Consider the following 20,016-nt stretch of genomic DNA (forward strand, 5'->3'; position numbering starts at 1 on the left):
ATTCCATCCTATTGTTTCTACTTATTATAATTGAGTGTCCGTGTGTGGTGTTTTTTTACATCTTTCCAATCATTAGAAATTCTCCATCGTATACTATTTTCCTTGCCTATCACTCTATTTTTATCCAAATTGATTAGGTTTCTTTCCTATTATCATTCAAATTCAACCTCTTTTGAATACCATTCCCAATACGCATTTCCCTGGGAGATTAACATTCTATCTAGCCACGTAGGTAAATCACAATATAAATTTATTGTATTGACCCCCATCAATAGGATATTTCCTTTATTCGTTTGCTTAAAGTTGGAAAGATCGAGTAATAACGTACCATGATCTACCATATAGCCAATGGGGTAGCAATAATTTAAAATATAATCCACATCACAATACTCTTCTAAAGAATGGTATTCTTTTATCATGTCTTCAATTGAATACAAACAAAAGGAGTAGCCATATTCGTAAGTAAAAAATTCAGCACCGTTATGTAATAATAAAAACTCTCGATATTCCGCAGGCAAGTCCAAATTATTTTTTCTAATCAATTGCTCTAGTTCATATTTTGTAAGAGGTTCATTAAAGACAAAACCCATTTTTGGATAGATTCCAGATGTACTATGAACAGCTAATACATTCTCTTCATCCAATCTTATTTTTAGGGCCTCCAAAACATGTACTATTGATGAATCATTCATCCTGATCACCTCCAAGGCAAAATCAAAATGTAGACCAATGTCCCAAAATGCTAGGGTGCGATTATTCATCCCACAAAGGATTTTCCAACTGTTCTTTTTGTATAGTCTTGGTACGATAACCCTTTCTACATCCCCGGAGTTAACTAGATCATTTTAGCTTCTCGACAATCGCAGTGTACTGACCTTGTTAAATTCACAAATATTTTTCGAGTATAATTTTCGGCTCACTTTGTTTATCCATCTCTATTCCAACCACATCAAAGCCACATTTTATATTCAAAATAAGCATGTTTCGCCATTTATTTTTTGTCTTTGTTTGGACAGTCTTATCCCCTTTAGCTTTTATGTACAAATGTTGTTCATTCATCAGTTTAGTCGCAATGCCTTGATTCCGGTGATTTTCATCAACCGCTCCAAGCCAACTATAAAAAACGTCCGATTTTATCTCATATCCAATTTTATATCCTACAACTTCTCCCTTTATCAGTCCAATTGTAAAGAGAAGTTTCGGCTTATGTTTCGCTTTACTAATTAACGTGGCTGAGTCTTTGAAAATCCTTTCATGAAGACTTAGAACCTTATTGAGTAACCGCTGACCTGGAAATCCAGCAATATTTATACACTCCAAAGAAATCTCTCCTTGATAAATGATCTGACACAAATGAATCTTCGAGATGGGCGTCTGCTTACGGAAGAGTGAAAAAAATCGCTCAGCACTTTTATTTTTAGTATATCAGTTTTAAGCGCTTTAATCTCCTTTGTGGAGGGTCCAGTTTTTGAGGCAAGTCTATCTTCCAATCTACGTTTTTTTATATTCTCCCTTTTTTATTAGACAGTGTTTGACATTGGTATGGGTGTATCAATGAGGGGAATGATCTCTTAGGCAAAGGCCACTTCTACCTCACCTTCTTCGCGAGCAATTTCAAGACAGGATTCGATAAATTTCAAGACTGCCTTTTGCTGCCAATCAAAGATCTCCCCTTTGCTGTTCTCATATAGAAAGGCATGATCCGCTATTTGCATAAATCTTTCTAAAGCTTCTTCTACTTGTGAGGGTGACAGCGTAAGAGTCGCCCCAATGCCACTCACTCCTCCATTATATTGATGCGCATCGAACAAATCATAAAACCAAGGTGCATAAATATCTCCTGCGGTAAAACTTACCTGCTGTAATATTTCACCTTTTTGATTATATGAATATATATCATGACCCACTGATATAAATCCTCCTTTAAAATAGATTTTGGCTTAGGAAATATGCGTTTGTAGAAATTTGTAGGGTTTTTCATAGATGAATAGGCTTTCACTTTTCGGAGAATAAAACGAAGGTAAAAACAGGAAGATAGACCTAGTTAGATATTTACATATTTCGCTAGTTGTAGTCAAATAAAATTTTCGACATATTTCGACTCCACTGTTTGAGGCAGGAATCATCATTGTAATGCTTACAGGAATGATTCCTGTTTTTTTCAGTCAATATCTTCTTAACTCAATTTTCAGAATTGGATTCAAACTCTAAAGCCCTATGGCCGCTTAGATAAAACCAAATTTAAAATTTGTTTTTCTTCAATGAATATGCACTTTTTAGATTTATAAAATATTTCTTCTTGAAGAATCTAAATTCACGTGTGCTATAATCAAAACAACCATGATGAATCATGAAAGGATGAAATTTATGCAGGGTATTCGTGCGAATAATGTGGAGCGCTTTTTAGGCTACAGTCAGCTTTATGATAAAAACCGTCCTGTACCTCCAGCCGATGTTGTCCATATTTTAACGAGATATTTATCGCAAGCACCTAACCGAGTCGTTGATGTTGGTTGTGGAACCGGATTGTCTTCCTTCATTTGGTTAGATCAAGCGAAGGATATTATCGGAGTGGAACCGAATGATGATATGCGTGAGACTGCCATCTCTCATTGGCGGGCGCAGCAGGAGCCGGAAAATCTTCGGTTTGTGAAGGGACTATCTGATCAGCTAGATATAGATGCTGATTCGGTCGATATTCTTACTTGTTCTCAATCGTTCCATTGGATGGATCCGCAACCAACCTTGCGTGAATTTGCTCGTGTTCTGCGTGTTGGCGGAGTCTTTGCCGCCTATGATTGTGACTGGCCCCCCACTTTTACAAAAGAAGTGGAGGAGCATTATCAAACCTTGATTGCTCTTGCCGAATCTCGTGTAGCTGAACTTGCACCAGCCGGGCAATTGGCTTTTAAATGGGATAAAAACAAACATCTACAACAAATTCGCGAATCTCAGCTTTTTTCATTTTCTAAAGAAATCGTGTTCCATCAATGGGAGCGCTGTGATGCCACCCGTTATGCCAATATTGCTTTAAGCCAAGGCGGATTACAGACAGCATTAAAACTTGGGGCTGATGATTTACATAAGGAAATTCAAGCTTTCCAACATCATGTACAACAAGCTTTCAATGGTCAAGCGCAAGACATCCTCTTTAGCTATCGCATGCGTCTGGGGATAAAATAAGCCTTAGTAAAAAATACCTTTTGAGCTTTTCAAAATGGTGTTTTTGCATAAATCTGTCTATAAGAACGTGTTCAAAAAGGAGGATAAAAAGGACCAAGTCGGCTAAAGGCGCTGACGTCCTGTCAGCAACGCCGACACTAGTACGTCCTGTACGTCGAAAGTTCGAGGCGGCGCAGCTTTGAGCAGCGGAATGTATGCATTTAGATACATGAGCACAAGGAAAGCTTCCCCGAATCCGCATCGCACGCCGGAAAAGTGGTTTTCTTTTCCAAGGAGCGAAGAAGCAAGCCAACGAAGAAATTCGCAGTGTCATTTTTACCGGACTTTTTGAACATCCTCTATAAACAATATCGTTAATGAACTCTCCCCTATTCTGAATGACGTGATTTAATCATCAACGGTTACAGGTTTCGTGCCACTTGCTACTAAAAAAAACATTAATGCATATGAATCGGGATTTTCCATCAAATTTTCGAATGCTTTATCAATACTTTGGAACTCACTTTTAGATAGATAGCCAAACTTATAAAACGCTTCAAATCTTTTTGGATTAAATTGCTCTTTAAAACCCTCTCTGCCAACTAAATCACTGTGCACAGAAATGGCATCCATTTCAATATTAGAAAACCCTGTTGATTTAAGTAAACGAGGTAAACTGCGTCCAATTTCACGATTGCCTCCTGCCATTCCTTGCATGGCAATGAACTTATCGATAACAGACTGGAAATTGTCGTCTTTTGGTTCGACTACACCAAAAATTCCATCATCTATATCAATGATCACAAACTTGCCCCCTGGTTTTAATACTCTAAAAATTTCTAAAGCCGCTTTCTCTGGCTCGTAAAGATGGAGAAAGACTAAGCGTGCAATAACAAAATCATACTCATGTTCAGGAAGACCTGTATCATACACAGAAGCGTGTATAAATTCAATATTCGTATTCGTTGCCTTATTTAATCGTTGTTTTGCTGTGGCTAATAAGTTGTTATCAATATCTAATGCTGAAATATTGCTTTGCGGTAAACGTTCAACAAGTTTCTCAGTAACAAATCCCGGTCCACAGCCAACCTCCAACACCTTCATCCCATCAGACAGTCCCAACCACTTCAGGTTTCTAAATTCTTTCTCCCAACTCATCTCGACCTGTGCCTTAAGTCGATCAATCTCTGCCTCTACTCCAATGTTGGAATGGGAGACATTATAAGTTGAATTAAATGGATTCATCATTAGGAAGCTCCTTTTTTCCTATTATTATATTTCGCTTTTCCATTACACCTATAATCGATTAGAAAATTTCTCAAGTCACGATATATACATGACTGCCCTTTAGAGCGTCTTAATCATATACCCATAATGAAAGAGGGCGCCTGAACCCTTCGCTCCAATCCATCTGTAAAATTATTGTATTCTAATAATTTACTATTTAGTAGTCGAAAATCATGATGCTAAAATGAAATATTTCCGGATTCGTCGCCATGCTATTTCGCAACCACGGAAGATAAAAACTTTTTCAGTCATAGATCACCCGTAAAATTCCCGGTATTTTCCGACCCCACCTTTTGAAAATGGAGTACCTTTTGAATGAAGAATGCAACACTTGTATAAACAGGAGCAAAAGCGTAAGCGCCCGTTTAGCGACGTACAAACTTAAAGTAATAAGGTTGAACGGCTAAAGACGCGCCGTCCTGGCGCAACGCCGTTCTGACTAACATCCTGTTAGCCTAAACACGGCGACGAAGGAGCCGATGTTGACTTATCATAGGAAGAAGCTGAAAATTTGCTAGTCGCTGGGCGCTGGAGCCAGACGTCAATACACACTATCAGAACTTATCCACAAGCTAGAATTTTATAGTTTCCTGGCTTAACAGCAAGAAAACTTGAACAGGAATAATCCTAATCAAGTTTTCTCGTCTTTTATAGCTGATCAGCTATCACTCTATTCTTTTAAGGCTATACTCTCTTCTGAAAAAAATTCATTTAATGCTTGTTTATTCTCTTCAAGATCGATGCTTAAGACTGCGCCCACATCGACATTCTGATCCGTAAATGAATCTGGTATAGGGATGCGCATTTTATCCATTTCTTCTGCCTTGTTGGTTATAATGTCTTTTCCCATTGTAAATAAAATACGTTTATCTATATTTGTGTCCACATAAGATGCTACCGTACCAACAATTTTCGGAAGTTGAGCAATATTATGGACAGTAACAGCTTCATCTAAAACCTTGGCTAACACCTCTTGTTGTCGTTCAACTCGTCCAAAATCATTATATTGGTCTTTCCTAAATCGTACATAACCTAATAGTTCATCTCCATCTAACAATTGCTTACCAGGATGCAATGTCATACCAATACCGGTTGACATTTCTTTTTCTATATCCACTTCTATTCCATCTGGAGCAACCAAATCGACTAGTTTCGGAAAGCCGGTAAAATTAACAATCGCATAATAATTTATATCTAAATCGAAATTATGTTTGATTGTTTTTCTAACTAACTCAGGCCCACCAAATGAATAAGCCGCATTTAATTTTTGCATGCCATAACCAGGAATATCTACATATGTATCCCGCATGAGTGATGCTAACTTAATTTGGTGAGTGTTTTGATTATAGTATCCAATCATTAAAGCATCAGAACGACCTTGTTCCCCTTTTCGAGCATCACTACCGATCAAGAGAATCTTAATTTCTCCAAACTTCACCTCCTCTCCTTGAAAAGGTTCCTGCTTCGTTTCTACCAAGTCACCTATTTCTTGATCATCTGCATTACTCGCTAATCCTTTTTGATATTCGTTAACACTATACATAATTAAGAACAAAACTAAAAAGCTAGTAAATAGGCATAATCCTATCATTGCTTTTTTTAATCTTGATTTTTTAGTCTTCGTTCTCAAATCATCTCCTCCTTTAAAACTCCCCTAATCTTTTTGCGATCATTTGCACAGCTAATGCATCATCAATATAACCAATAGGAAAAATATAATCTGGTATCACGTCAACCGGCACAATAAAATATAAAAGGACGCTACCCATTAAAATTAACTCCGCAGAAGAAGCTCTTTTTAGTCGGAATTTCTCAAAAAACCCTTTTAAATTTTTAATGAATGGTCCCACACTATCTACTTTCTTAATTTTCTGTTCAAAGCCTGATAATATTTCTTCCTCTCCATCAGAGGTTTGCACAAAGGCAGCATATTCCTTTAATTTTCGCTCGATGTTTTCCTTAGAAAGTTCAGCGATAGATGGCTCGAGTGAATGTTGAATATTTTCAATGTGCTCACTAAGCTCTGATTCAACTTTTTCTTCGCTAATGGGATAACCAGCAGCCTCTAAAAGCTTATTCATGGAAATATTTAAATGAAGAGAAAATTGGTGTAGATGTTCAAGCGTAGCATTTCGTTTTCCATTAATGATTCTCGATATAGTCGCTGTATCAATTGCAGTTCGTTCACTTAATTTTCTCATGGAAAGGGATTCTTTCTCTAATAAACGTTTTAAAAGCACGCCTAATTGATCATTTTCACTTTGATTTTTCTTCATTGGTATACTCCCTTCCGAAAACTTATTTATCTCGCAGTAAACTATACAAAATCGTTGACACTTTGTCAACACCCAGACCTGAGCTATTTAAAGGTCAGGCCCGAGCTTCTAACCTTCTAAACTTGCACCGATTTTTTATTTATAAAAAAAATAACACGGCGACAAAAATTAATAAGATGCCACTTATGAAAGTTCCGAATTCACCTAAAGTAAACCTTCCTATGCGGACATTGATTAATTTGAAGCCCCAAGTCACCCCAACCCAAATCGCGATAAAGCTTCCTGCAGCTGCTAAAAACGAAATAAGAATTGGAGAAATCCCTAAAAGCCCAGCCCCTACCCCATTTGTGAGGGCATTAGCGGATAGAGCAACTCCTAAAATAATAGACTCTCCAATGCCGATATAAGAAGAATCCTGAGGAGCAACACTTTTGTTTAATGAACATGTTGCTTTTGGCGAATTGGTTGGTTTCGCCAATAAGATAATACGGATTCCAATTATCACTAGTATTACAGCCCCTAAGATAATTGGCAGACCACCATGTAGTATATGAGCGATCCAAATGCCAAAGTAAATTCCAACCACACTAAACAAAAAGCAAATTAAGGCAATGATACAATTGGAATAGGTGCTTATACGAATACCGCGTATACCATATGACAAACCTACTCCTAGATTATCAATACTGGAGGAGATTGTTAGTAAAGCAATAATTAACCATGTTGACATACAATTCAAAACACCCCTTTAACGATTTGCTTTATTGTACTATGTTTGTTGCTTATTGGCATCTTGTCTAAAGAAATTTGTTGACGAATTGACAACAATGACTTTCAGACCAAAACTCTATCCAAAACCTTCCTCAATAAACACAATGGCACAAGCGCCTTTTAATGAAATAGGATGAACGGCTAAAAGCGCGACGACAATCACCCCTCTTCGTTTGTTAAAGCAACATATTCACAGTGTTTCATTCCCATCGCAGAACAATAATCGCATTGAATTTCATCCCTTATAAACGAATAACCCTATCATATAAAATAGGATAGGGTTAACATAAAGTTGTTATTTAATTATGAATCATTAAACCGATAGCCGTTTCTTTTTTACTTGAATAACATAGAGACTTTTGATCTTTTGTACCGATATAATTTGCATTGCCTAGAAATGTTTTCACACTGGATAAATTTATTTCATATTAATCGTTTCAATTTGACTAAGTTTTACACTGATTTTCCGAAACTTTAGCATATACAATGCTGGAATTGCTAGGACGAATACTCCAAATGCAAGCGCAATTCTAGAGGATAAGAACTCGGGAATAGCCCCAGCTAAAAATGTCCCCGCCATTGTAGATAGCCCACCAATAACATATGTAGCGCTTTTAACCCTCGCTAGAAAGTTATTTGGTGTAATGCCTTGATGCACCGATACTTGAACAACAAATGCCATTGAAAGTGCACCATCAAAAATCACCATACCCAAACACATTATTATAAAATTATTTGTTGCAAGAATAACAAAAACACCAAAAGATGAAAAGAAAAGTAATGAACAGAGAAGTAAAAGCCAACTCCTATTTTTAAACAATTTCATTATTAAAACGCCCATGATATTTCCGACACCAGCACTTGATAATAAAATACCTATAAGTTCTTCAGAAAGATTTAAAGATATCCTTGCATGAAATAGAACCGTTAGAACAATGAATACCGTAGAAAACCCTAAAGTACTTAAAGCTATAATGTTTATCAATTGTTGAGTATTCGCAATAAGATATTTTAGTCCGTCTACCGATTGTCTAAGGAAATTTGTTGTTTTATCTTTACTTGAAACGTCATTACTTTGTTGAAAATCTATTTCTTTATTTCGGACTAACGATATAAAGAGTGCTGATAATAAGGATAGTACAGCACAGATACATAATGTTATGGATGATCCTGTTTTAGCTAATAAAAACCCACCTAATGCTGGCCCAATTAAAGTGACAATTGCGTCTGCAGCTTCCAAACTCGTATGTGCTTCTAATAACTTTTCCCTTCCTGCAATACGAGGAATCATTGCCGAAAAAGCCGTGCCACTTATTAAGGCGACTATTCCCATTAAAAATAGAATAAATGCGATTAATGCTGCGTTTAATTGTTCTAACGTTATCAAATAGGCAAGTAAGAAAATACCAATCCCGTATATAAGATGACAAGTTCTTGCTACTCGAACTTTGTTCTTCTTCTCTACCCATGTTCCTATAGGCATTGCAAATAATACTGTTCCTAATTGTTGCGAAAGTGCCACAACTCCAGTAACTAATGGGGAATTAGTTAAACCTAAAACAATTAAGGGTATGACTAATTCTCTAAATCTACTATTTAAAATGGCAAGTAAATTAGAAAACCACATCGATGAAAAATTTCTATTGATAATATTTAATCTCATTATGGTGTACTCCTAGATTATTGTTAGCTTAAGTCCAAAGAATTTTTTTGTTATATACCTTCCCCAATTGCAATATACTCATCTTACCTTTTATACATTTTTTCAAGTATAATTTTCGGATCAGAAGTTATTGCCTTAACGCACCCATTAGGAAGAATAAAATATCGTGTACCACCTTGTATAATATTGATAAGCAACACTTTTAGTCGTGTTTTCCTTTTCAAATACCAAAGCATTTGAATTCTCGTTTCTTTCTACAAAATGCCATCCTTCTTTTTCCATCATTTTAATGTATGGCTCCATCTCCCCTCGTTTTACTATATATCCGTATATCCCATTCACTTCCTCCTTCCCCTTTACTTCAGCTATTTCTTTATCTTGAAAAACAATTTTAGATATGGCCACAGCCAACGGTATTGGGTTCCCTTCTTGAAAAATCACGTCCTTTTTTTGAAATATAAAAATGGATAATAAGCCAAACATTAGTATTGTTGTTATAATAAAAAACTTTGATTTTAACATGTAAACTCACCCCTTTAATTCTCAAACTCTTGTTCAAACTGCTTCTTTAGTATGAGAGAAGAATCATATGTCAAAAGATAAAGGAAAGGAACCAGGATTACCAAAAGAAATTCTCACGGCTGCTTGGGCAATTGCTCTTGGCGCAATTACTCCAATGCTTGCCTCAACGATGGTGAACATTGCTATCGATAAACTAATGAACGATTTCAATACGACATTAGATACTGTTCAATGCTACATTACAGGTTATGTTTTAGCCCTTGCGATTGCGGTTCCAGTGTCTAGTGACGGAAAGAAAATCTTCGTCGGTACAGTTATTGCTTTTGGGTAATCTGTTTTTATTGGAATTAGTTGGGACATTTCCAGATTCATCTTCTTTCGTTTGCTCCAAGGATTTAGTGCCGGTGCTTGTCATTATAAGGCTTTTTCAAGTATAATTTTCGGATCATCGGGTTTATCCGTATCTATCCCGACTACATTAAAGCCATATTTGATATTCATAATAAGCATGTTTCGCCATTTATTTTTCGTTTTGGTTTGGACAAGCTTATACCCTTTATCTTTTATGTACAAATGTTGTTCCTTCATTAGTTTAGTCGCAATACCTTGATTTCGATGATTTTCATCAACTCCTCCAAGCCAACTGTAAAAAATGTCAGAGTTTATTTCATAACCAATTTTATACCCTACAACTTCTCCTTTTTTGAATCCTACCGTAAAGAGAAGTTTTGGCTTAGCTTTTGCCGTGCTTTTGAATGTGTCGGAATCTTTGAAGATTGTTTCATGTAGACTTAGAATCTGGTTAAGTAACTGCTGATCGGGAAAGCCAGCAATATTTACACACTTCAAAGCCATCCCTCCTTGATAAAGATTGACTTAATCTAGTAACTTTATTGTGATTGCCACTGTCCCCCATTCCTTCTCTTTTTCTGGAGTGTATATTTTATAAGTCTGATTAACCATTTCGTCAATTGAATCACCAACAGCATCAAAATCACTTGCAGGAATGCTTTCGTACATTTCTTTAAACGTTGGATACTGCCTTAATCCGATAACCTCAACCACTAACGTCACATGACGATCTGGAAGTCTTGTAAATTTTATCGTGTCCCCGATGTTTAATTTTCTCCTTTTTTCATCGTATAACCTTACTTCCACCGTTTTTTTGCCTGACTTTATTGAATTAAAAGGGGTTTCATAAAGTCCCATTTTGTGTTCCATTATCTCCACTCCCATTCATTTCTTATTACATAAACCTGCCCCGTTTTTCTTTGAAAGGAGATTTAGATTAAACTTTTCGCGAAACCTATACTTTTTTCTATATATCCCATATTCTTGTATAATTTATGAGCGTTAAATCTCTCCGGTCGGTTCCCGCTATTTAACCCAATTCCGGTAGCCCCAATTCTTCTTGCCCAACTTTCTGCTTCTTTTAAAAGTTTCTTTCCTATCCCTTTACCACGAAAATAAGAATCTACAACTAAAGCCACAATACGAACATAGGAGCCATCCATCTCATAATAATAACCTTTAACCAATCCGATCATCCCAACTACTTTTCCTTCATATAATGCTAATAGTGTGTGATAATCAGAACTCAATTCAATATTATTCATTCGTATTCTCATACTTTCAATTGTAGTAGGATAACCAAGTTGCTCCATCAGTGAAGTTAATACCTCGATATCATTTACTGTTGCTTCTCTGATTTGCACTTTCTACACCTCCCTTTTAAACCTAAACTTCATGAGACGTTTATTTATGTTGATCACTAATTTTTAAAGAATCTCCAACTAAACTCCCGATATTCTATTAGCGCCCTGCAAGTTTTAAGAAGAATCAACTTATTTTTCATTGCCAATAACTAAGATATCACCTATCATCTGGATGCTATCTCCATCTACTATAATTCCATCACCATCATGAGCCGCATAAATCATTGTACCCGTTTCTTGTGAGTATTTAAGGACTTCTCGCTTAAAATCCTCATTCCAACGATTATAGTGCGGTAGAAATTCAAAATCTACAAATTGTAAAGTATCCGAATCCTGATTACTTAAATCCCCCGAAAACAATTGAAATAATTTAGTAGATTTGCCAAGTTGAACAGCTCCACCACTAACACCTACAATGGTTCCTCCATTTTTAAAATACTCCCATAAAACATTTTCCATATTACGATTCTTGATAGCATTCCCAAATTCAATTGGGTTCCCTGTTGAAAGATGGATAATATCACATTTTATTAATTCTTTAATTTTCAAAGGGTCAAATTCACTATATAGGTCAAAAAACATTATATTCCTTACCCCGTAATCGCAATAATATTGCACTTCTGTATTAAAATATTTTTTATCTTTGTCTTCCGTAGAAGCAATATAGCCAATTTTAATATTTTTATTTTTCCTATTATTAAATAGAAATTTATCCAATCTTTTATTACCAGGTGATTCAGCTATTTGGTCACTATAAAAGAACAATTTTCCCATTTAGATCCCCTCGACCGTTAAATCTCTTACATCCTTCTACATGTATCCCATCTTTCAGTACAAAACTTTAAAAGGGTTGCCACACTGACAGAAGTTAAGAATTATATAAAATCATAAAGAAATGATTAGGTTTTAATTTTTCCTACCAACATAAAGCAAGTGAGAAGAAACACCTAAAATATAAGGATCAGTTGCTTTTTCTTTCATTAAATCAATTATTTTTTCAATTTCTTGTTCTCCTTTATCTCTCCAGTAATTCCAACTATCATTGGTTAATATGGAAGCTGGGTTGGAACCGATGAGATCTAAAGTCTCAAACCCCTGTGCTTCCATAAAAGGTTTGATGTCATCAATGTTAAAGTAATACGCTCCTGTAAAACGTCCCTCGTCTGCGTGATTAAAACAACCTGATTGAGAAAATTGAAGAATGGAATCCATATTATCGTTTGGTTTCCAATTCTCAGGAGATAAGAGCGAAGTGAGTATGAACCTAATTCTAGGCATAAAGGCAACAAAAACAAGCCCGTTCTTTTTCGTTACTCTATTTAACTCTTTAACTGCCAAAATACGTTCATTCTCTTCCTGCAAATGATACATTGGACCAAGCATTAATGATGAGTCAAATTGTTCATCTTCAATCATTTTAAGTTCTCTCGCATCAGCAGCATAAAAACCATTAAATTGTCCTTCTAAATCAAGCTCTTTCGCTTTATTTTTAGCAACTTCAACTAACCTTGGAGTTAAATCAGTTAATGTTACCTTGTAACCTTCTTTAGCGAGCTCCATTGAATATCTTCCTGGACCTGCCCCATTATCAAGAACATCTCCCGTTTTCGGCAAATATTTTTTCATATAATGCCAATTTACTTGGAACTCAATCGGTTCTCGTTCAAACCTTCCCCACTCATCAAACTGATTGTAATAGTTAATTATACTGCTCATCCATTTCACCTTTTCTATACTCATTCCCGATTTGATTCTATAAAACATATCATGATGAATAAGAGAATAAAAGATCATTCGCTAAATTACCAAAATGTCTTATATCACTTAGATAATCATACCCTTTGGGGTTTCTTAACTGGTTATACATTCTTACTACTACTGCATTATATTTTGGCACAACTAGGCAAGCGCATCCTGTAATACCCAGTACCTGGTAAGAACAACTTGGTAGATTCTCTCCTAATTGATTAAAAGGGCTATCGCTTTGTAACCACCATATAAAACCATTTCGTGGAAAGTGTTTGGATAAGGCTTTTGGAGTTTGAAGTGTCGTTACACGTTCAAAAATACTTATCGGCAGAATTTGATTTCCCGAGAGGCAGCCTTTTCTAAGGTGAATATACCCCCACATAGCTAAATCTTTTGCACTAACAAACAAATTACTTTGGTCTCCTGCCTTACTATCATTTGGTCCGACCCAAGTATCCTTATCCTCGTAATAGTTGTAAATTAGGTATTCATTATTCTCTGTTCTCCATCCAGTTTCATTAAGATTAAAAATTTTTAATATACCCTTCATGAAATCGCTTAAGTTTTTACCAGATAAATGCTTAACTAAGCGAATTAACATTGTGATACCTGTATTTGTATACTCCCAACTTTCTCCAGGGGAAAACTCCCTTTTTATCTTCCCTTCTTCCTCAATTAATCCGTGCGTATGTGTAAGCAGGTGCCGTAAAGTAACTCCTTCACTTATATCTTTATAAGCCTCTACATAGCTTGCAATTTCATCATCAATACTTTTAATCTGGCCTTGTTCAATTAACAAACTTATAGCTAGGGCAAGATATGTTTTACGAATTGAACCAACATTAAATTGAGTGTGTTCATCTACGATTCGTGATTCTTTAGAAGAGTCGTGTCTTCCTGAATACCACTCATTGACAACCTGCCCATCTTTTATAATATAAGTTGCTGCAGCAGTAGCGCCAATTTCCGTTTGAATTTTAGATACATAATCATTTAGACTTCTAAAATGGTTGTACTCCAGCATGTTTCTATCTCCTTAGATTTAGCCTGTTAAAAATTAGTCGAACCCATTTTTTAAATGTACTGTCCCTATTTCAAAGTATTTTTTGAGATGCTCAAAAATTCCCAAGGGTGCAACTTCTTTCAATCCTAACTGGTCTATAGTACGCCACACCATCTTGACATCTGCGTATTCTCGATGCTTCATTTCCTCTACGATTTGATTAAGCAACTGTACCTCGTGAATAAGCGTCACTCGATGCTGCGTTTTTCCTCCATAGTTCAGATATTCTTCGGACAAAACTTTCAAGCCCCTAACTTGAATATCCATTGCATATTCTTCATGAAATTCACGCTGAAGTGCTACATCAATGCTTTCTCCGAATTCAACCGTGCCACCTGGAAAACGATAAAATGATTCCTCTTCATCACATTGGACCAAGAATTGAATCTGGTCTTGATTTTCACGCCATACAATCGCTTCCGTGTGTAGTTTTGGGTTCATTATTAGCCTCCTCTTGGATACTTAAGTCGATGGTGTTTCCATTGCCATGTTCTACAGCGCTATCAAACCCTTAAATGGGAGTCAAAAACTTAACCTGAATTTGCTTAAAGATCACTTTAAAACAAACTCCACTATTTATCCAATATCTTTCTAAAACTACTTCTACTTGTAAAAATCGCGCCGCTATCACTCACTCCCCCATTGTATTGATGCACATCAAATAAAATAAACCGCTACTACTCTATGCTTTTTTGACTTCTTCTTTTGCAAAATACTCCCACTTTCTCTCCATAATGTTATAACATAAAGAAGATGGAATCCTCGCTATCTGTTCCATGTCATTTATACTAGTATAGAGAATGATTGCTATATTTTAAAAAGGGTGTGTTGTATTGAAAAGTGCTATACCAGAACCTATGATTCAGACTTATTCACCCAATCGCTATCTTTGTCAAAAAACGTCTGAAAAACCTGAACTAGATGGAAGGCTTGATAAACCTTTTTGGGAACAAGCTCCTTGGAGTGAAGACTTTGTTGATATTGAAGGAGAAATGAAACCCCTTCCCCATAAGCAAACACGCGTCAAAATGCTATGGGATGATGAATATTTTTACTTTGGAGCAGAATTAATAGAAGACGAGATTTGGGCAACATTGACAGAAAGAGATTCTGTTATCTTTCATGATAACGATTTCGAGATTTTTATCGACCCTGATGGCGATACCCATCATTATTATGAATTTGAAATCAATGCTCTTAATACGGTTTGGGATCTTTTATTAATCAAACCTTATCGTGATGGGGGGCCTTCTGTGAATGGCTGGGACATTTCAGGCATGAAAACAGCCGTTCACATTGATGGTGAGCTCAATGCCCCTGACCAAATGCAAAAGAACCATAAGTGGACTGTGGAGGTCGCGATGCCCTGGAAAATATTAAAAGAATGTGCACGTGATGGGCGTCCACCAAAGTCAGGTGAATTTTGGCGAGTCAACTTCTCTCGTGTCCAGTGGCAAGTTGAAGTGAAAAATGGACAATATGTGAAAAAAATCAATCCTGAAACAGCAAAGCCATATCCTGAGGACAACTGGGTCTGGTCCCCTCAAGGTGTGATTAACATGCATTATCCGGAATTATGGGGATATGTTTTCTTTACGGATACAAAAAATCAACCACTTCCAATGATTCCAGAGGATGAAGAAAAGAAATGGCAACTGCGGAAAATTTATTATTGGGAAAGAAATTATTACGCCGAACACGATACTTTTACCACTGATATTAGTAAAGAATTGCAACAGCAGTTACCCGTTGATTGGGAGATTGAAACAACTTCACGCACATTTATTGCCTCTGTCAAAAGTACAGATGGCCAAAAAAGAATCTATATTCGTGAAGATGGAAAGGTTTGGGAGGAGTCGACAAAATGAGTCAACAAACACGTTGGTTAACACTAGATGAGAAAATGAAACGGCAAATGGAGGAAAAATTTCAATACAAAAGAGAATTAGCAAAAGGGAAAGAAAAGGAATTATTTGGTATCTTGAACGAAGCCCAGACAGAAGATGAGAAACTGGCATTAACATATTTGCTTGCCTACATGCCATTAAATGATTTAGCTGATTATGATGGGGCACTATTTTTAAATCATATAAGAGAAGCCTTCCATATTCAAAGCGTTGTACCTTGGGGGGAACGTGTGCCAGCCTCACTCTTTCTGCATTTTATTCTTCCTTACAGAATCAATAACGAAAATATTGAAGATATACGTGGAGTCTTTTTTGATGAAATTTATCCCCGTGTTCAAGATTTATCCATGGCGAATGCGATTTTAGAGACCAATCATTGGTGTCATGAGAAAGCGAATTATATTGGCAATGACCCACGCACCGTATCACCCCTTACATTGATACGTACAGCTTTAGGTAGATGTGGAGAACAGTCCACCCTTGCAGTTGCAGCACTCAGAAGCATTGGCATTCCAGCAAGACAAGTGTATACGCCACTATGGGCTCATTCTGATTCTAATCACGCTTGGGTAGAGGCTTGGGCAGACGGAAAATGGTATTTCTTTGGCGCTTGTGAGCCTGAGCCAAAATTAAATCAGGGTTGGTTTGAAAATCCAGCAAAACACGCCATGTTGATTCATACCAAAGTGGGCGCTCATTATAATGGACCTGAGGAAATCACCTTAGCCCATCCTTGGTATTCTGAGCTTAATCTAACGAACCTCTACGCCGATACGAAAACGATACACGTGCGAATCACGGATGAAGAAGGACAGCCTACCCAAGCCAAAGTGCAATTTCAGCTATTTAATTTTGGCGGATTAAGAAATATTCTTGTAAAGGAAACGGATGAACAGGGAACGGTCGCCTTAACGCTTGGCCTTGGCGATGTGTATATCTCCGCATCTGGTGCGAAAGGATGGGGCTTTGGGAAATGTGATGTCAAAACAACAGATGAAATCACGATTTCCCTATCCAAAGAGATTCCCGTTGATACGGAAGTAGATTTCAAAATGGTCCCTCCTTCCGCTCCTGCGGATGATGCTAGTAGGGAAGTGACTGCAGAGGAAAGACAAAAGCATAATGATCGAGTCAAAACCGGGGCTAATATTTGCGCGAGCTATGAAGCAACCTTTTTAACGGAGGAAGATGCCCATAGGCTTGCCGATGAATGCTCTTTACCGAAAACAAGAGTATGGGAGGTCCTAAAAAAAGCGCGTGGAAACAGTCATGAAATAGCAGCCTTTCTAAAAGAATATTCCAAGCCATACAAGGAATGGAGCTTGCGGCTTCTAGAAGTTTTAAACGAAAAAGATTTAACAGATACATTTCGTCCAACATTAGCTGATCATCTAATCCAAGCGATGATTGTCAAAGACAGTATACTCCCTGAACTGGATGATGAACTTTTTGCTCAGTATATTTTACGGCCGCGTGTAGACTTTGAAATGTTGACACCTTATCGTTCCTATTTCTTAAAAGAATTCGGAGTAGAAAATGTGGAAGCTGCATTAGAAAATCCACGTTTCTTGGTAGACTTTTTAGATCGAGAATTCGAAGTTGTCGAGGGAGTCAATTATTTTCGCGGCTCAGCGACCCCTGTTGGAAGCTTCAAATTGAAAAAAGGGGACACACTCTCTCGAAATATATTATTTGTCGCGCTCGCAAGAACGATTGGCATTCCAGCACGGCTTGAACCTAGTGATAAACGCCCACAATATATGGTGGACGGATCATGGAAAAATGTACAATTCCGTGATGGTACAATCGATACTAAAGCTGCCGATAGCTCGGATCAAATAGGATTCGTTTTATGGGAAAAAGATGAACATGCAGCAGAACCAATCAAGTATGGAGAAAACGTTACGATTGCTCGTTTTGAAAAAGGGAACTATCAATCCTTATTTTTCAATTTTGATGAAGATGAGCAACAAAAGTTGGCATTACCCTCAGGATATTATCGTCTGACAACCAGTATCCGCTTAAATGAAGGCACAGCGCTCATTCGCTTCCGCTTTTTCCAAGTAAAACCGAATACAGAGACGACTGTACCACTGCAATTTCCTAAGCATGTGTATGACGTCCCTGTGATGGCTGAAGCGAATTTGGATTATCAAGCAGAAGCAATGGATGGTACCATGCTAAATGGAGCTCGACATGTCGGTGCACAAGGAACCACCTTTATTTGGATTGAACCAGACCGTGAACCATCGAAACACTTACTCCGAGAGCTCAGAGAAATGAAAGCGGAGTGGGAAGCACTCGATATCCAAATAAACGGTTTTATTCGAGAAGAAAAATGGGGAACAGCCCAACAACTCCAAGCTGCAGGTGATTTGCCAAACAACATGATCCTGTTAAAAGAGAGCACCGGCGAAAAGGCTTTACATGTCATTGGGCAGGCGATACCAGCAGACAAAAAGGTTGGAAATGAATGGCCGATTGTATATGTCGTGGATGAGAATCAGCAAATTCGTCATATTTCAGAAGGTTATAAACTAGGTATCTCAAAAGAAGTAATCGATGTTTATAAACAAATTTCAGAATAAAGATAAGCCAATCCTAGGCAGAATTCTACTGCTTGGGATTGGCTTAAATGTTTGGGAAGAAACCCTCTTGAAATTCACGTCGCGTTTTTCTCATCATTGTGGATTGTTTTACATCTCCAGAAGGTAGATCGTCATTATCCTCCCCGTCGACTGTACATCAAAGGCATATACGGTGTATTTGGCAATTAAAAAATGCTATACATGGCAGTATCTTTTATGAATGTAAAAAAGGTCAAAATACGCAAGTGAGGCATAGAAACTTGGATGTTTCATTCTATTCCTTGTTTATATTTATGCACCCGTTGCTTAAGTGAAATTCTCCACATTCAAAAGGTATACCACTTTGGTTTTACTTTACTAAAATAATCATGGTCTTCCAAAAACATGTAAACTCTATCTAGCATGTCATCTATATTATCGGGAATAGTTTTTATAGTCCAAATTACAGTAGAGAATACACACATTGCGAGGTAAAGTGAATATAACCTCCAAAAATATTCATCGGGCTCAATGTTATTGTAATAACCTTTGATTTGACCTATTGAAAAAGGAATGCTTACTTTTCGACTGAAAATGCCGATTTTAAGAAATTCATGAATAGGGTCTCCCCAATCATATCTGTTAAAATCTATAACCCCAGCGAATTTTTTATTATTGACAATGATATTACCCACATGGAAATCATCATGTTGAAATATATTAGGCCGTTCTTTCATAAGGTGAATATTTTCTTCAATAAAATCCATTATTTTTTTGTCATGCTTAACTTTTATCTCACATGTTAAATAAGCATCTAAATATTTCTTATGCTTTTCCATTTTTCTTAAATACCAAGAAGTGACATGGTTTGGAGCAGTATATTGGTGCATTTTTTTAAGTTCTTTCCCAGCCTCGATACCAATATTAAATTGTTCCTGGTCTGTGTATAGAGGTAATTCATCTTCAGCATCTTTACCGTCAATGTATGTTGTAATTATATACCCTTGATTATCAACCTTACCAATAGAAATTGGTTGAGAACAAGTGACATTATAATCCTGCATTTTTTCTAGAATTGAATATTCCATCTTTTTAGAATTGAACTCATCATGATTAAATACTCGAAGAAGGACCTTTTTGTTTTCAAGATTTATTATATATTTTCCATCTGCAGAAGCCCCTTTTTTAATTTGAATAATTTCCCTACAATTACTTATTAATGGAATCTGATTGGCTAGTGTTTCAATCATGTCCTCACCCCTGTTATAGCTAATATAGTAATCTTTCTATGAAAATTTAAAATTCCTTTCTTTTTCTAAACTACCATTTAGTAA

Annotated in this window: 20 protein-coding genes and 2 pseudogenes; 4 read left to right on the forward strand and 18 right to left on the reverse strand. The window is 36.7% G+C overall.

The annotated features are described in order from the left end of the window. Positions 1-10 precede the first annotated feature (10 nt). The 4 genes and pseudogenes from KI363_RS22035 to KI363_RS12675 all read right to left on the reverse strand — a co-directional run. A pseudogene (locus KI363_RS22035) lies at positions 11-134 on the reverse strand (dihydrofolate reductase); the annotation flags it as partial. Between the two features lie 18 nt (positions 135-152). Then, positions 153-692 carry an SMI1/KNR4 family protein gene (locus KI363_RS12665; RefSeq protein WP_191967541.1) on the reverse strand — a complete coding sequence of 180 codons (540 nt, stop codon included), beginning with the start codon at positions 690-692 and terminating at the stop codon, positions 153-155. Between the two features lie 193 nt (positions 693-885). Beyond that, entirely contained in the window at positions 886-1,320 is a 435-nt protein-coding gene (locus KI363_RS12670; RefSeq protein ID WP_158323467.1) for a GNAT family N-acetyltransferase, read from the reverse strand. 251 nt (positions 1,321-1,571) lie between these two features. After that, positions 1,572-1,907 (reverse strand): hypothetical protein, encoded by a 336-nt coding sequence (locus tag KI363_RS12675; protein ID WP_158323466.1) that lies wholly within the window; start codon positions 1,905-1,907, stop codon positions 1,572-1,574. A gap of 460 nt (positions 1,908-2,367) precedes the next feature. Here KI363_RS12675 and KI363_RS12680 point away from each other — a divergent pair, with 460 nt between their 5' ends. Then, on the forward strand, positions 2,368-3,183 hold the full coding sequence (locus tag KI363_RS12680) for a class I SAM-dependent methyltransferase (protein WP_212966515.1): 816 nt from the start codon (positions 2,368-2,370) through the stop codon (positions 3,181-3,183). A gap of 387 nt (positions 3,184-3,570) precedes the next feature. Here the strand turns inward: KI363_RS12680 and KI363_RS12685 are convergent, their stop codons facing one another. The 6 genes from KI363_RS12685 to KI363_RS12710 all read right to left on the reverse strand — a co-directional run bounded on the left by KI363_RS12685 (position 3,571) and on the right by KI363_RS12710 (position 9,681). Further along, positions 3,571-4,410, reverse strand: coding sequence for a class I SAM-dependent methyltransferase (locus tag KI363_RS12685; RefSeq protein ID WP_246516855.1), 840 nt, complete (start codon positions 4,408-4,410; stop codon positions 3,571-3,573). Positions 4,411-5,119: 709 nt separating this feature from the next. Further along, a complete protein-coding gene (locus KI363_RS12690; RefSeq protein ID WP_246516856.1) occupies positions 5,120-6,079 on the reverse strand; it encodes an LCP family protein in 960 nt (319 codons plus the stop codon). A 13-nt stretch (positions 6,080-6,092) separates the two neighbouring features. Further along, positions 6,093-6,725: a DUF1232 domain-containing protein gene (locus KI363_RS12695; RefSeq protein WP_212966516.1), complete on the reverse strand. Its 633-nt coding sequence runs from the start codon at positions 6,723-6,725 to the stop codon at positions 6,093-6,095. Positions 6,726-6,864: 139 nt separating this feature from the next. After that, complete coding sequence (locus KI363_RS12700) at positions 6,865-7,455, reverse strand: manganese efflux pump (protein WP_212966517.1); 591 nt, start codon at positions 7,453-7,455, stop codon at positions 6,865-6,867. A 459-nt stretch (positions 7,456-7,914) separates the two neighbouring features. Continuing rightward, the gene (locus KI363_RS12705; RefSeq protein WP_212966518.1) at positions 7,915-9,159 is read right to left on the reverse strand and encodes an MFS transporter; all 1,245 of its coding nucleotides are present in this window, start codon (positions 9,157-9,159) and stop codon (positions 7,915-7,917) included. A 147-nt stretch (positions 9,160-9,306) separates the two neighbouring features. Beyond that, positions 9,307-9,681 (reverse strand): hypothetical protein, encoded by a 375-nt coding sequence (locus tag KI363_RS12710; RefSeq protein ID WP_212966519.1) that lies wholly within the window; start codon positions 9,679-9,681, stop codon positions 9,307-9,309. 67 nt (positions 9,682-9,748) lie between these two features. On the opposite strand from KI363_RS12710, the pseudogene KI363_RS12715 reads away from it, so the two are divergent. Further along, positions 9,749-10,087 (forward strand): annotated as a pseudogene (locus KI363_RS12715) (MFS transporter); the annotation flags it as partial. 8 nt (positions 10,088-10,095) lie between these two features. Here the strand turns inward: KI363_RS12715 and KI363_RS12720 are convergent. The 7 genes from KI363_RS12720 to KI363_RS12750 all read right to left on the reverse strand — a co-directional run bounded on the left by KI363_RS12720 (position 10,096) and on the right by KI363_RS12750 (position 14,649). Beyond that, the gene (locus KI363_RS12720) at positions 10,096-10,536 is read right to left on the reverse strand and encodes a GNAT family N-acetyltransferase (RefSeq protein WP_212966520.1); all 441 of its coding nucleotides are present in this window, start codon (positions 10,534-10,536) and stop codon (positions 10,096-10,098) included. 21 nt (positions 10,537-10,557) lie between these two features. After that, entirely contained in the window at positions 10,558-10,902 is a 345-nt protein-coding gene (locus tag KI363_RS12725; protein WP_212966521.1) for an ASCH domain-containing protein, read from the reverse strand. Positions 10,903-10,964: 62 nt separating this feature from the next. Continuing rightward, the gene (locus KI363_RS12730) at positions 10,965-11,396 is read right to left on the reverse strand and encodes a GNAT family N-acetyltransferase (protein WP_246516858.1); all 432 of its coding nucleotides are present in this window, start codon (positions 11,394-11,396) and stop codon (positions 10,965-10,967) included. Between the two features lie 129 nt (positions 11,397-11,525). Beyond that, positions 11,526-12,170, reverse strand: coding sequence for a Type 1 glutamine amidotransferase-like domain-containing protein (locus KI363_RS12735; RefSeq protein ID WP_212966522.1), 645 nt, complete (start codon positions 12,168-12,170; stop codon positions 11,526-11,528). A 132-nt stretch (positions 12,171-12,302) separates the two neighbouring features. Then, the gene (locus KI363_RS12740) at positions 12,303-13,112 is read right to left on the reverse strand and encodes a class I SAM-dependent methyltransferase (RefSeq protein WP_212966564.1); all 810 of its coding nucleotides are present in this window, start codon (positions 13,110-13,112) and stop codon (positions 12,303-12,305) included. A gap of 49 nt (positions 13,113-13,161) precedes the next feature. Next, a complete protein-coding gene (locus KI363_RS12745) occupies positions 13,162-14,169 on the reverse strand; it encodes a serine hydrolase domain-containing protein (RefSeq protein ID WP_212966523.1) in 1,008 nt (335 codons plus the stop codon). A gap of 33 nt (positions 14,170-14,202) precedes the next feature. Beyond that, complete coding sequence (locus KI363_RS12750; RefSeq protein WP_212966524.1) at positions 14,203-14,649, reverse strand: NUDIX domain-containing protein; 447 nt, start codon at positions 14,647-14,649, stop codon at positions 14,203-14,205. Positions 14,650-15,065: 416 nt separating this feature from the next. Between KI363_RS12750 and KI363_RS12755 the strand changes: the two genes are divergently transcribed. Together KI363_RS12755 and KI363_RS12760 are read left to right on the forward strand one after the other, a co-directional pair. Then, a complete protein-coding gene (locus KI363_RS12755; protein WP_212966565.1) occupies positions 15,066-16,076 on the forward strand; it encodes a carbohydrate-binding family 9-like protein in 1,011 nt (336 codons plus the stop codon). Continuing rightward, positions 16,073-18,703: a transglutaminase domain-containing protein gene (locus tag KI363_RS12760; RefSeq protein ID WP_212966525.1), complete on the forward strand. Its 2,631-nt coding sequence runs from the start codon at positions 16,073-16,075 to the stop codon at positions 18,701-18,703. Before KI363_RS12755 ends, KI363_RS12760 begins: the two co-directional genes overlap by 4 nt. A gap of 326 nt (positions 18,704-19,029) precedes the next feature. On the opposite strand, the gene KI363_RS12765 is transcribed toward KI363_RS12760, so the two are convergent. Then, entirely contained in the window at positions 19,030-19,932 is a 903-nt protein-coding gene (locus tag KI363_RS12765) for an aminoglycoside phosphotransferase family protein (protein ID WP_212966526.1), read from the reverse strand. Positions 19,933-20,016: the final 84 nt, after the last annotated feature.

Origin of the sequence: Lederbergia ruris (genome assembly GCF_018332955.1) — a bacterium.
Taxonomy (GTDB): domain Bacteria; phylum Bacillota; class Bacilli; order Bacillales; family Bacillaceae_C; genus Lederbergia; species Lederbergia ruris.